Annotated in this window: 11 protein-coding genes; 3 read left to right on the top strand and 8 right to left on the bottom strand. The window is 67.1% G+C overall.

Annotated elements, in window-relative coordinates; translation table 11 throughout:
- Positions 1-100 precede the first annotated feature (100 nt).
- Positions 101-1,033: a LysR family transcriptional regulator gene (locus ACOABP_RS25710; RefSeq protein ID WP_474228494.1), complete on the top strand. Its 933-nt coding sequence runs from the start codon at positions 101-103 to the stop codon at positions 1,031-1,033.
- Here the strand turns inward: ACOABP_RS25710 and ACOABP_RS25715 are convergent.
- The 4 genes from ACOABP_RS25715 to ACOABP_RS25730 form a co-directional block, all read right to left on the bottom strand.
- Complete coding sequence (locus ACOABP_RS25715; RefSeq protein WP_474228495.1) at positions 1,030-1,743, bottom strand: hypothetical protein; 714 nt, start codon at positions 1,741-1,743, stop codon at positions 1,030-1,032. The two genes, ACOABP_RS25710 and ACOABP_RS25715, sit on opposite strands and share 4 nt — an antisense overlap.
- 183 nt (positions 1,744-1,926) lie before the next feature.
- Positions 1,927-3,123: an MFS transporter gene (locus tag ACOABP_RS25720; protein WP_474228496.1), complete on the bottom strand. Its 1,197-nt coding sequence runs from the start codon at positions 3,121-3,123 to the stop codon at positions 1,927-1,929.
- 132 nt (positions 3,124-3,255) lie between these two features.
- On the bottom strand, positions 3,256-4,191 hold the full coding sequence (locus ACOABP_RS25725) for a LysR family transcriptional regulator (protein WP_474228497.1): 936 nt from the start codon (positions 4,189-4,191) through the stop codon (positions 3,256-3,258).
- 31 nt (positions 4,192-4,222) lie between these two features.
- Positions 4,223-4,375 (bottom strand): hypothetical protein, encoded by a 153-nt coding sequence (locus tag ACOABP_RS25730; RefSeq protein WP_474228499.1) that lies wholly within the window; start codon positions 4,373-4,375, stop codon positions 4,223-4,225.
- Positions 4,376-4,719: 344 nt separating this feature from the next.
- On the opposite strand from ACOABP_RS25730, the gene ACOABP_RS25735 reads away from it, so the two are divergent.
- On the top strand, positions 4,720-7,179 hold the full coding sequence (locus ACOABP_RS25735; protein WP_474228500.1) for an ATP-binding protein: 2,460 nt from the start codon (positions 4,720-4,722) through the stop codon (positions 7,177-7,179).
- Positions 7,142-7,579, top strand: a complete 438-nt coding sequence (locus ACOABP_RS25740) for a response regulator (RefSeq protein ID WP_474228501.1) — start codon at positions 7,142-7,144, stop codon at positions 7,577-7,579. The genes ACOABP_RS25735 and ACOABP_RS25740 overlap by 38 nt, the downstream gene beginning before the upstream one ends.
- Here ACOABP_RS25740 and ACOABP_RS25745 read toward each other — a convergent pair.
- The 4 genes from ACOABP_RS25745 to ACOABP_RS25760 form a co-directional block, all read right to left on the bottom strand.
- Positions 7,576-9,231, bottom strand: coding sequence for a sensor histidine kinase (locus ACOABP_RS25745; protein WP_474228502.1), 1,656 nt, complete (start codon positions 9,229-9,231; stop codon positions 7,576-7,578). The genes ACOABP_RS25740 and ACOABP_RS25745 overlap by 4 nt on opposite strands.
- A gap of 15 nt (positions 9,232-9,246) precedes the next feature.
- Positions 9,247-9,819, bottom strand: a complete 573-nt coding sequence (locus ACOABP_RS25750; RefSeq protein WP_474230552.1) for a biliverdin-producing heme oxygenase — start codon at positions 9,817-9,819, stop codon at positions 9,247-9,249.
- A gap of 319 nt (positions 9,820-10,138) precedes the next feature.
- Positions 10,139-10,582, bottom strand: a complete 444-nt coding sequence (locus tag ACOABP_RS25755; protein ID WP_474228503.1) for a nuclear transport factor 2 family protein — start codon at positions 10,580-10,582, stop codon at positions 10,139-10,141.
- A 138-nt stretch (positions 10,583-10,720) separates the two neighbouring features.
- The gene (locus ACOABP_RS25760) at positions 10,721-11,923 is read right to left on the bottom strand and encodes an NnrS family protein (RefSeq protein WP_474228504.1); all 1,203 of its coding nucleotides are present in this window, start codon (positions 11,921-11,923) and stop codon (positions 10,721-10,723) included.
- Positions 11,924-12,251 lie beyond the last annotated feature (328 nt).

The raw sequence follows: 12,251 nt of genomic DNA on the forward strand, positions 1-12,251 counted from the left end.
CGCCGCTGCGTTGAGCGTTGGACGGATTCTGGACGGTGGACGAAGTTTTGGATCGGCACTAAAGTTAAACCATTCTTAACTTTCAGGTTAAAGGTGAGGGATGGCCTCCAATAGCGCGATCCAGCCGGCGGAGCTGGGTTTCTTTACGGCCCTGGCCACGGCGGGCAGTCTTAGCGCGGCGGCGCGGGATCTGGGCATCACCACGGCGGCGGTCAGCAAGCGGCTGGGGCAGATGGAAACCCGCATCGGCACGCCGCTGGTCACGCGCACCACACGGCGCATGAGCCTGACCCCCGAAGGCGAGGTCCTGCTGGAACACGCGCGCCGCATCCTGGGCGAACTGGATGATCTGGAACAGCTGCTGACCAGCGCCCGGGGCCGGCCCAGCGGCCTGCTGCGCGTCAATGCGACGCTGGGCTTCGGCCGCATGCACGTGGCGCCGGTGATCTCCGAGTACAGCCGCATGTACCCGGACGTGGATGTCCAGCTGCAGCTGTCGGCCGATCCGCCGCCGCTGACCGAGGATGCCTTCGATGTCTGCGTGCGTTTCGGCGAGCCGCCCGATGCGCGCATCGTGGCACGGCTGCTGGCGCCGAACCGCCGGCTGCTGTGTGCGTCGCCACGCTATCTGCGCGAGCACGGCACGCCGCAGACACCGGGCGATCTGCCGCGCCACAACTGCATCGGCATCCGGCAGGGCAGCGACGCCTACGGGGTATGGCGGCTGGCGCCGGTCAAGGGGGCGAAGGTGCGCACCGAATCGGTCCACGTACGGGGCAACCTGACGACCAACGACGGCGAGATCGCCGTGAACTGGGCGCTGGAAGGGCACGGCATCGTGCTGCGCGCCGAATGGGATGTCGACCGATACCTGCGCAGCGGCCGGCTGGTACAGGTGCTGCCCCAGTTTGCGACGCCCGAGGCCAATATCTACGCCGTGTACCAGCAGCGCCACCAGTTGTCGTCGCGAATCCGGCTGTTCGTGGATTTCCTGGCGAAGAAGTTCAGCGCCTTCGGCCGCGACGCCGGTTAACCGGGCGCGGCGGCCGCGACAGCCAGGACGGACGCGCGGTGGATCTGCCCGTCGGCCTCGTGCGTCCACATGGTGAAGGCGTCGAACACCCGGTCCACCAGCGCCACGCAGTGCCGGCGCTGCGCGTCTGACAGCGCGATGGCAGCCAGCGACCAATGATCGGCGTGCTGCATATGGCCTGATTCGAGCGCGAAGTGATAGGCCCCCAGGTAGCGCAGCTCGGCGCCCAGGCGGGCCTGTAGCGCGTCGGCCAGCGGCGTCGTGAGCGAGAACAGGACATTACCGGTTTCCTCGATGGCTTCGATCACGGCCAGGCGCTCGGGGCCGTGGGCATCGGCCACGATGGCGCACAGGTCGTACATCAGGACGCGGCTGCGGCAGGTGTCGTCACTCCAGATCTCGCGCAGGGCATCGGTAGTGGTGGTGACGCGATCCCAGCCCAGCGTCTCGAAATCCTCCAGATACCATGGCCAGTGATGGTCGTCCTCGAAGGTGTGCAGGTTGACCTGTTCCTGCCAGGCGTCGCGCGGCGGCACGCTGCGCAGCACGTGGCGGTTGAGGTCGCCAAAGGCCATGACGAAGAACGCAAAGCCGCGCATGAAGCTGAGCCGGATCTGCGGCGGCAGGGCTTCGTCGCGCATATGCACGAACAGCGGCAAGTCTGCGTACGCCAGCTTTCTGCGCATGATGTGGGCAAGCACGGCTTTCATCGGCACCCCTCCACGCGGTCAACGCGTAACAGGCCGGAACGGCATCGCGCTGGATTCTATGAAACGGCCGTCCAAAGTTCAATTGAGGCCTGATGCACTGCAAAGCCACTGTCTGTGCAGGTGCTGACGGCTCTGCGCCCCTCACCCGCTTGCGTGGGCGAGGGGCGCGGGTGGCTGTTGCGATCAGCGACGCGAGGTCATCGCCAGTGCGCCCAGTGCCACGAGCGCCAGCCCGCTGCCCGCCGCCACCACGCCCTGCCAACCCGCATGGGTGTACAGCGCGCTGGCGATGGCCGAACCCGCCGCACCGCCGGCGAAGATCGCAGTCATGTACAGCGCGTTCAGGCGGGCCCGGCTATGGGCGTCGAGCGCATAGACCGCGCGCTGGCCCAGCACCATGTTCATCTGCACCGCGAAGTCGAGCACGATGCCGGTCAGTGCCAGGCCGTACAGGCCGGCATGGCCGTGGATCAGGCCCGGCAGGAACGCCAGCGCGGCAACGATCATGGCGGCGAACGATGCCACCCGGGTGTGCCCGGCATCGGCCAGGCGCCCGGCGATGGGTGCGGCCACGGCGCCGAGCGCGCCCACCAGCGCAAACAGGCCGATCTGCGATTGCGACAGCCCGTAGCGCGCGGCCAGTTCCAGCGGCGCGGCGGTCCAGAACAGGCTGAACGCGGCAAACAGCAGGCCCTGCAGCAGCGCGCGCTGGCGCAGCACCGCGAAACGCGCGAGCAGGTGCCACAGCGAGGCCAGCAGGCTGGCGTAGCTGGCGCGGTGCTGCGGCACGCGGCGCGGCAGCGTCATGGCGATGATGACCACGGTAGCCAGCGTCATGGCGGCGGCGATGAAGAACACCGCGCGCCAGCCGAACCACTGCGCGGCCATGCTCGACAGCGGACGCGACAGCAGGATGCCCGACAGCAGGCCGCCCATGATCGTGCCGACGGTACGGCCGCGCAGCGCCTCGGGCGCCAGGTGTGCCGCGAGCGGAATCAGGATCTGCACGCTGACCGAGCTCAGGCCCAGCAGCAGCGACACCAGCAGGAACACGCCTGGCTGCGACGACAGCGCGGCGCCTACCAGGCTTGCTGCCGCGGCGACGCCGCTGACCATCAGGAGCCGGCGGTTTTCGAGCAGGTCGGCCAGCGGCACCAGGAAGAACAGGCCGATGGCATAGCCGATCTGGGTCAGCGATACGATCACGCTGGCGCTTTGCGCGGACAGGCCCACCGCAGGGGCGATCAGTTCGATGATCGGCTGGGCGTAGTACAGGTTGGCGACGAGCACGCCTGCGCATAGCGAAAACAGCGCGACCAGCGTGCCGGACATGGGTGCGGCGCTGGAGGCGCCGGCGTTGGGAGAGGTTTGGACTTGCATGGCTCTGGAAATGGAGATCGGGTTGCGATGTCCAGAGCGTAGGCGCGCGAAGGCGTTGCGGGAATCACAAAGTGGCGCAACTCAGCGTTGCGCCACGTGCAAAGCGTGCCAAATTGAAATCCGTCGGCGAAATCAGTCGCGCCGGCCAGTCGGGCCCGGCAGCGAGGCCAGGAAATCCAGGAAGGCCGCAATGCGGCGCGAGCCGCGCTGGTTCGGCAGGTAAAGCGCGGTGACCACCGAATTCGACTGGTTCGGCGTGACGGACCAGTCGTCGAACAGCACTGTCAGCCGGGCGGCCGCGATATCGGCATCGACCAGCCAGTCCGGCAGCAGGGCCACGCCGCCGCCAGCCAGCGCCATGTCACGCAACACCTCGATGTTGTTGCTGCGGTAGGGGCCGCTGACCGGCACGCTGATCGGCTCGCCGCCCTCACTGCCGTCACCGGCGTCCGGGCGGAACCGCCAGGCCTGGTCGCGGGAGCCGAAGCTGAAGCGCAGGCAGCGATGGTTCACCAGGTCGGCCGGCTCGGCGGGTGTGCCGTGCCGGTCGAGATAGGCGGAGCTGGCGACGACCAGCCGGCGGAAGCGGCCAATCTCGCGCGCGATCACGTTGTCGTAGGCTGCCGCGCTGCCAAGCCGCACGGAGACGTCCACGCGGGCGCCAAGCAGGTCGACGATGCTGTCGGTCAGCTCGACATCGAGTTCGAGTTGCGGAAAACGTGCCAGCCAGGCGCCCAGATGGGGCGAAATGCAGCAGCGGCCGAACGCCACCGGCAGCGATACCCGCAGTTGCCCCACCGGCTGGTCGCCATGGTCGGCAATCGAGGCATCGGCCTCGGCCACGGCTTCGAGGATCTGGCGCGCCTGCTGGTAGTAGCTGGCGCCGGCCTCGGTCACCGTGACCTGCCGCGTGGACCGGTTGAGCAGCACCGTGCCCAGCGATGCCTCCAGGCCGTCCAGCGTGCGCGTGACCGACGAAGTGGCCAGGTTCATGCGTCGCGCGGCGGCCGAGAAGCCCTTCGCATCGACGGTCTCGACGTACATTTTCAGGGCGAGCAGCTTGTCCATTTGGGGGCGGGAGGAAGGGGCGGGCGGCCGGTCAGCCCCGATGCTCCATGATCGCGTTCGGCAGATCCTGGTAGATGCCTTTGTCGGCGGAAGACTCGGCGGCGTCGGATGCCGCGGGATCGCCGCCATGCAGCGCTGCGGCGGACGGGTCGGGATCCGCGGATTTTTTGCGTCGGGTTGCCATTTCGGGGACGATATCCCGCTGCAGGGGCAGCGAGTGAAGACAAAAGTCACCCGTATCGTACACAAAAATGACAACGCACCGCGCCACTGGCACCAGACCGGGGCCCCTGGGGGCTACTCGGTCAGTGAGTAACGCGACAGCATCCCGGTGCAGGCCTTGGGCAACGGATACGCCCAGTCCCCCGCTTGCGGGTAGGCAGGCGGACCGAGGCCAGCGCCACGCGCCACCGGCGGCGCTTGCAGTTTTTACCGATGATGCGCCAATGTGCTGTCAATTTCGCACAAGGCGGGCGACGGCCCCGTTGCTGTGCCACAATCGGCGCCATGCCTCATGGCGGAGCAAGCATGGTTCACCACCCCACAACCACGGCTGCGACAGCGGCCGGGGATTGCGCCAAGGAACCGATTCATATTCCCGGCGGCATCCAGCCGCACGGCTTCCTGGTCAGCGTCGACGACGCGGGCCGTGTCGTGCAGGCCAGCGCAAACACGGCGCTGCTGGCCGGCAAGGCGTTGGGCGAAGCCGAGCAGTTGCTGGGCCAGCCATTGGCGGCGCTGGTCGGTGACGGTGCCGCGCTGGCGCTCGATGCGCTGGCGACACTGAAGGGCGACGGCATTCCGCTTTATGCCGGGTCGGTGCCCGACCCGCGCAGCCTGCGCGGCGGCGTGGCGGCCGGGCTGTATTCGCCGCTGGCGATCGTCGTCCATATCTGGCAGGGCGTGCGCATCGTCGAATTCGAGCCCGCGCGCGGCACCGCAGACGTGTTCGCCTCGATCTATCCGCTGGTCCGGACCTTTATCAACAGCCTGCAGGACGTGGACAACGTCCAGGGGCTGGCGCGCCTGGCGGCCGAGGAAGTGCATCGCATCACCGGTTTCGGCCGCACCATGGTGTACGCGTTCGATGACGAGGGGCACGGCCACGTGCTGGCCGAGTCGATGGATGCCGGCTACGCCAGCTACCTTGGGCAGCGGTTCCCGGCGTCAGACATTCCCCCGCAGGCGCGCGCGCTGTACGTGCGCAACCGCATCCGGCTGATCGCCGATGCCGACTACGCAGCGGCGCAGCTGGTGCCGGCGCTGCATCCCGCCACGGGCCGGCCCACCGATCTGACCTATGCATCGCTGCGCAGCATTTCGCCGGTGCATGTGCAGTACATGAAGAACATGGGCACGTGGGCATCGATGTCGATGTCGATCGTCGTGCGCGGCCGGCTGTGGGGCCTGATTTCCTGCCATCACGCCACGGCGCGCGTGCCGTCGTTCGAGGTGCGCACGGCGTGCGAGCACATCGCGCAGGTATTGTCGCTGCAGGTGGAGGCCAAGGAGGACCACGCCGAGGCCAGCTACCGGCTGGCGCTGCGCCGCCGGCAGACCGGCCTGCTGGCGTCGATGGCCAATACCGACGATTTCATCGAGGCCCTCGCGGGCGATGCCGACGACCTGCTGGCGCTGGTGGGGGCTACGGGGGCGGCGGCAGTGTTCGAAGGACGCATCGTCCGGATCGGCGACGCCCCGGCCGACGACGTCATCGAACGTCTGCTGGCGTGGCTTGACACGCGTGGCGATGACGTCCATGCCACCGACAACCTGGCCGCGGAATGGACCGATGCCGCCGCGCAGGGCGTGGGGCCGGAGGCGGCCGGCATGCTGGTGGTGCCGCTGTCGCGCCTGTTTCGCAACTATGTGATCTGGTTCCGGGCCGAGGTGGTGCGCACCATCCGCTGGGCCGGCGACCCGCGCGCCAAGCTGGCGGGGCTGTCGGCGTCGCTGTCGCCGCGCGAAAGCTTCGAGGTCTGGACGCAGACAGTGCGCGGCCGGTGCGATCCATGGCGGGCAGCCGAACTGGAGATTGCCACGGAGTTTCGCGGCGCGTTGCTGGGCATCGTGTTGCGGCGTGCCGAGGAACTGGCGCACCTGGCGCTGGAGCTGGGACGCGTCAACCGCGAACTCGAAGGCTTCTCGTATTCGGTGTCGCACGACCTGCGCGCGCCGCTGCGCCATATCGTCGGGTTTGCGGATCTGCTGCGCGAGATGGAGCAGAGCCGGCTGTCGGACCGTGGCCGCCATTTTGTCGAGCGCATCATCGCGCAGGCCCGTTTCGGCGGCAAGCTCGTGGACGACCTGCTGGCGTTCTCGCAGATGGGCCGTGCCGCGCTGCGTCCGCAACGGGTGGATCTGCGGGCGCTGGCCGAGCGCCTGCTGGCCGAGGAATCGAAGGATCTTGGCACGCGGCGCCTGGAATACAAGGTGGGCGCGCTGGGCGAGGTCACGGCTGACCCGGTGCTGATGGATGTGGTGCTGCGAAACCTGGTTGCCAACGCCATAAAATTCACCGGTACGCGTGGCGCCGATGCGCAAGGGCCGGCCGGAACGGTCGAGGTGGGGACAATGGCCGGCGACAAGGAATTCGAAGGCCAGGATCTGTTCTTCGTGCGCGACAATGGCGTAGGCTTCGACATGCGCTACGCCGACAAGCTGTTCGGCGTGTTCCAGCGCCTGCATCGCGTGGAGGAGTTCCCCGGCACCGGCATCGGGCTGGCCAGCGTGCGGCGCATTGTCGAGCGTCATGGCGGCAAGGCCTGGGCTGAAGGCGAGATCGATCGCGGGGCCACGATCTGGTTTTCGCTGCCGCGCGATTTCGTGCCCGAAGGCACGGCCGGCGTCAATGAAACGGCCGCGGAGGCGGCAGCCCGGCTGGCGGCCGTGTCGTCGGGCCAGCCTTACCGGCCAGTGTTGAAAGATGCAAGAAACCTGGAGAACGAGCGTGCTGAGGCCGATCCTGCTGGTGGAAGACAATCCTGACGACATCGAGCTGACACTGATCGCGCTGCAGAAGTCCCGTCTTGCCAACCCGGTGGTGTCGGTGCGCGACGGGGCCGAGGCGCTTGATTTCCTGCGCCGCGAAGGCGCCTATGCCAGCCGGCCGGAAGAGAATCCGGCCGTGATCCTGCTGGACAAGAAGCTGCCGAAGGTGGATGGGCACGAAGTGTTGCGCGAGGTGCGTGCCGATGAACGGCTGCGCCGCGTGCCGGTGGTAATGCTGACATCGTCGCGCGAGGAACGCGACCTGTTCAGGAGCTACGACCTGGGCGTGAATGCCTATGTGGTGAAGCCGGTCGAGTTCGACGATTTCATGGCCGCCATCAACGACCTGGGCGTGTTCTGGGCGGTGCTGAACGAACCGCCCCCGTATGCGCGCTAGCTGCGCGGTGGAGGCGCCGCACCGCTGGCCAGACGGGCCAGCGGCAGTTGCACGCGGAACATCGATCCCTTGCCCAGTCCGTCGCTGTGGGCGGTGACGCTGCCGTTGTGCATCAGCACCAGGTTCCTGACCATCCACAGCCCCAGGCCCAGACCCGGCGCGCGATTGGCGTGTTCGCGGTGCGCCTGCTCGAACCGCTCGAAGATGCGCTCCAGCGCTTCGGGCGCGATGCCCACGCCGGAATCCCGTACTGACAGCACGACGTCCGCACCGTCAGTGGCGACGGCCAGTTCCACCGTGCCACGCTCCGCAAACTTCAGCGCATTGGTCAGCAGGTTCAGCACCACCTGCTTGAGCCGGTGTTCATCGGCCATCACCAGGCAGGGCAGTGCCGGCGCGACGATCAGCGTCACGTTGCGTGACTCCGCATCGAGCCGCAGATCCTCTGCCACGGTAGTGGCCAGTGCCGCCATGTCCAGCATGCGCAAGTCCACCGACAGCTTGCCGGTGGCGATGGCGCCGCTGTCGAGCAGGTCGTCGACCATGCGGGCCAGCTGGCGGGTATTGCGTTCGATGACCTCGGCTGCGCGCCGTACGTGGGCCGGGTCGGTGCCGCGCTCCAGCAGCGTGGTCCACCACAGGATGGCGTGTAGTGGCGAGCGCAGTTCGTGGCTGACTGCCGCCACGAAATGGTCCATGGCGCGAGCGCCGCGCTCGCTGATTTCTCGGGCGCGCTGTTCTTCCTCGGCCACCGCCTGGTAGTGCAACTCCGACGCCTTGCGCGCGGTAATGTCGATCGTGAAGCCGATCAGCGACTGCGCCGAGCCGTCCTCAAGGTGGCGCGCGGCGCCGCGCGACATCAGCCAGCGCATGGTGCCGTCCTGCCAGACCACGCGGTACTCCACCTCGAAATGCGCGCGGCTGGCGATGGCCTCGGCCATGGCGGCGCGCACCACGTCGCGGTCGTCGACATGCATCAGTTCGCCAAAGACCCGCGCTTCGTCGATGGCGTCGTTCGGCTGCAGCCCCATGTTGGCCTTGCACTGGTCGGTACAGGCCATGAAGCCGGTGGCGACATCGAGTTCCCATGCGCCAACCTTGGCAAACGAGAGCAGTTCCTCGAGCTGCTTGCGGTGTGTTTGCAGCGCCGCGTTGGCTTCTTCCACCAGCACCTGGCGCAGCCGTGCCTGCGAACGCAGCTTGGCGTGCTCGCGGCGGGTCTGTTCGGTCTTGACGATCTGGTCGGTCACATCCATGACCTGCAGTACGAATGCCGCGTCCGATGCGCCGTCCAGGCGCGTGGCCTTGGCCTGCCAGTAGCGCTCGGTATTGCCGTTGCCGGCAGGGTGGACGTCGTAGCGGATCAGCGGCGACAGCCGCGACTCGCCTTCCATCAGGTTGTCGAGCGTGGCGAGCAGCCACTCGCGGCGCGCCGCCATCTGGGCCTCGGACAGCGAGGGATTGATGTCGAAGACCGATTTGCCCAGGACGTCGCCACGCGAGCGGCCCGCCATGGCCAGGTATCGCGCGTTGGCGGCCACGACTTCGAGCGCCGTATTGAGCACCAGATAGGACTCGGGCAGGGCGTCGAACAGCGCGGCTGTATCAAGCAGGCTGTCCTGCGGGCGCTGTTGTTCGGCGGCGTCTGGCATCGTGGTCTCGCGCACTTATCGCGTGCCGGCTTCGGCGTATGCGGGAACGCGGGCCAGCAGGTCGTTGAATGCCCGCTGCGCGCCGGCGCAGGCCAGCGCGATATCGGCTGATTCGCTCACGCTGGCGCGCAGCGCGTGCAGAAACTGCTGCCAGCGCGGCCCGGGCGTCTTGCCGGCGCCAAGGTAATCCAGCGGATGCGGGGCCAGTTGCCCCGACAACTGCCGGTACAGCACCGCGCCGCCCAGCTGGGACCCTTCGATCACGTAGCAGATGCCCCATCGGTAGGCGGCATCGCCGCGCAGCGTGTCAACGTCGATATCGTCCACCGCCAGGCCGCCGGCCGGCGTGGCCGGATGGGCCAGATCCTGCTCCAGTATGGAAGCACGAGCCACCGGCGGCAGCTTGGCGATGCCTTGCGGGCCGTCGTCGAAGCGCGCCAGCCAGCGCTCCAGCGGCGCCAGCCAGGCCTGAAGGATCAGCAGATGGTCTCGGTAATCTTCCAGCGTGGGGCTGGCGCCGGAGAGCGGCATTGCCTGGTCCAGCCTGGCATGCTGCACTGAAGTGGCGGCGCGCAGCGAAGCCAGCACGTCACGCAAAGGGGGCGATTGGGGGGAAGGGCTGGTTGGGGTCGAGTGTTCAGTCACGCAGGTGATGATCCGATGGTCCCGAAGTCACGACATGCGCATCGGCCCGATACAGGGGCGATGCTGGGTGATGCGAGTCCACATGGTACAGGAAGTCCCCTGACACACGGTTTCTGCGGTGTTTTGCACATTTCCATGCTCGGCGCCCAATAAAAAAGGGCGCTACCCCGCGCGGGTGCGCCCTCTTTATATGCGTCTGGTTCTATCGAAAGATATCAGACATCCTATCAATGTCCGCACTTCCAGACAGGCATGTGCCGGCTCAGGCAGCTGCTTTCACCGCCTGGCGGGCAATCAGCTTCCAGTGACCACCCTGCTTCTGCCACACCTGCAGCACCTTGAGCAGCACGGTGCCCTGCTTGCCATTGTCGAGCGTTTCGCCGGACAGCGTGTGGCGGATCACAGCAACATCGCCCGACACATGCACCGTCTGGTCGGTAATGCTGATGCTGACGAAGTCCGATTTCTTGTCGAGCAGGTCGCCGATAAAGCTGGTCTTGGTGTCGATCCGCCCGCCGGAGTGCCCATAGCTCAGTGATTCGCCCACCAGGCCCGACAGCGTTGCCTGGTCCGGATCGACCATGGCAACGCGCAGTTTTTCGGCGGCGGACGTGACGGCCTGGGTGTCGGCCGGCTGCGCCAGTACCGGCGTGGCGGCGATGCCCAGCAGAATGGCGGCGCCCAGCGCCGCAGTGAATTTACGCATGATGTCTCCCGTTTGTTCTGTATTGCCTGGGTGGTCGATGAGGCAACCGCCGCGAGCCATTGTCGCGATCAGTTGTAGGTCATCGTATCACAGCACATTGAAACCGCAACGTCGGGGTTGCGGCCGGGAGACTAGGGGTCAGCCCTCCTTGCCGTCCAGGCGCGGACGGGCCAGGAACGGGGTGTACTTGATCAGATACAGCACCAGCGACAGCACCCACAGGGCGCCAGCCAACGCGATGGCCTGCGGCTTGAGGTCCGGCAGCACGAGCGGGCCGGCCACGCGCACCACGGCGGCCAGCACCATGAACAGATAGGCCATGTGCTCCATGCGGCCGGTCTCCAGCCGGCGGCCCGTATGGCCGAGCGCGGTACGGGTGACCATCGCAATAATGGCGCAGCCGATCACGCCCACGGTCAGCGCGTGGAGCGCCGTGGAACGGTCGAGCCAGCCGGCCGCTGCCGCGGCAATCAGTACGAAGCCGACCGGCAGGAAGGCATACGCCGCGTGCAGGATGCTGACGATGGGCTTGCGCAGCGTGCGATGCGAATCCCAGCCGTACAGGCGCACGCCATGGGCGACGGCCGCACCCAGCGCCAGCACGCCGGTCAGCCACGCGGGGGCCTGCAGCGCGGCGGCAACCGTTGCCAGCAGCGTCAGCGCGATCACGCAACGTTCCACCGTCTGCCAGCGACGGATGCGCACACCCGGAATGGCGTTGGCGGTGAACATCGGGATCACCCGGCCGCCAATCACCGTCACGAAAATGGCGACGAGCCCGGTGGCGGCTTCGGCCGCATGCAGCGCCCAGTCGATGCGGCCAGCCTGCATGGCGGCATGAAAGCCGATATTGAGCGCCCCCATGATGCCGAGCGCGATCGCCAGGCCATAGTTTCGCTGGCTCCTGGCGCGGCGCAGGATGCTGTAGAAGCTCAGGCTGCACAGGGGCAGGAAGGCGACATCGGCTGCAATGGCCGCCCACGCCGGCCCGGTCCACATCAGCACGCGGGCCAGCACCCACACGCCTGCCAGAGCGCCCAGCCAGGCCCCTTGCGGGGTTTGCAGGCCAGTCCAGTTCTTGCCCGCCGTGAACAGGAAACCCACCACGACTGCGGCCGAGAAGCCGAAGACCATCTCGTGCGCGTGCCATGCCATGCTGCCCAGCCACGGTTGCGAGGCCGGTATCCACCAGCCCAGATACATCGCCACCCAGGCGGCCATGGCCGCCGCGCCAAAGGCGGCAGCCAGCAGGTAGAACGGACGGAAACCGAGGGCCAGGATGGGCAGGCCGCGATAGGTCGGCGTGCGCGAAGGGGGGGAGATCTGCAGCAGGACGGACATGGTGAAGAGCGCGAAAGCGTGGAAGGCGTACGAAGACGTGCGGTGTGACGGAATCGATTCTAGGAAAGATGCATGTGAAATGCAATTTATTGATGAAGCGCGGCATGCAATCCGTTGCCTGAGTGAAAACACCTATGCGATTTACCCTCAACCCCTCCTCGGGTAGGGGTCAATCGATGTCATGTCTACCCGTTAGCCAGACAAAACCAGACATTGAACAGAGCGCGGCGCCACGACGCCCGCCAGGACTAAAAGAACGGGTTCTCTCAGCGATGTCGGCCATGGCGCACGCCATGGCTTCAATCGTGTTTAGGCCTGCCGTTGGGCC

The organism is Cupriavidus sp. HE11, from assembly GCF_056097175.1.

Coding starts and splice junctions, on each gene's coding strand:
- ACOABP_RS25730 (WP_474228499.1), bottom strand. CDS start 4,375: ATGGCAACCCGACGCAAAAAATCCGCGGATCCCGACCCGTCCGCCGCA.
- ACOABP_RS25715 (WP_474228495.1), bottom strand. CDS start 1,743: ATGAAAGCCGTGCTTGCCCACATCATGCGCAGAAAGCTGGCGTACGCA.
- ACOABP_RS25710 (WP_474228494.1), top strand. CDS start 101: ATGGCCTCCAATAGCGCGATCCAGCCGGCGGAGCTGGGTTTCTTTACG.
- ACOABP_RS25760 (WP_474228504.1), bottom strand. CDS start 11,923: ATGTCCGTCCTGCTGCAGATCTCCCCCCCTTCGCGCACGCCGACCTAT.
- ACOABP_RS25720 (WP_474228496.1), bottom strand. CDS start 3,123: ATGCAAGTCCAAACCTCTCCCAACGCCGGCGCCTCCAGCGCCGCACCC.
- ACOABP_RS25735 (WP_474228500.1), top strand. CDS start 4,720: ATGGTTCACCACCCCACAACCACGGCTGCGACAGCGGCCGGGGATTGC.
- ACOABP_RS25725 (WP_474228497.1), bottom strand. CDS start 4,191: ATGGACAAGCTGCTCGCCCTGAAAATGTACGTCGAGACCGTCGATGCG.
- ACOABP_RS25745 (WP_474228502.1), bottom strand. CDS start 9,231: ATGCCAGACGCCGCCGAACAACAGCGCCCGCAGGACAGCCTGCTTGAT.
- ACOABP_RS25755 (WP_474228503.1), bottom strand. CDS start 10,582: ATGCGTAAATTCACTGCGGCGCTGGGCGCCGCCATTCTGCTGGGCATC.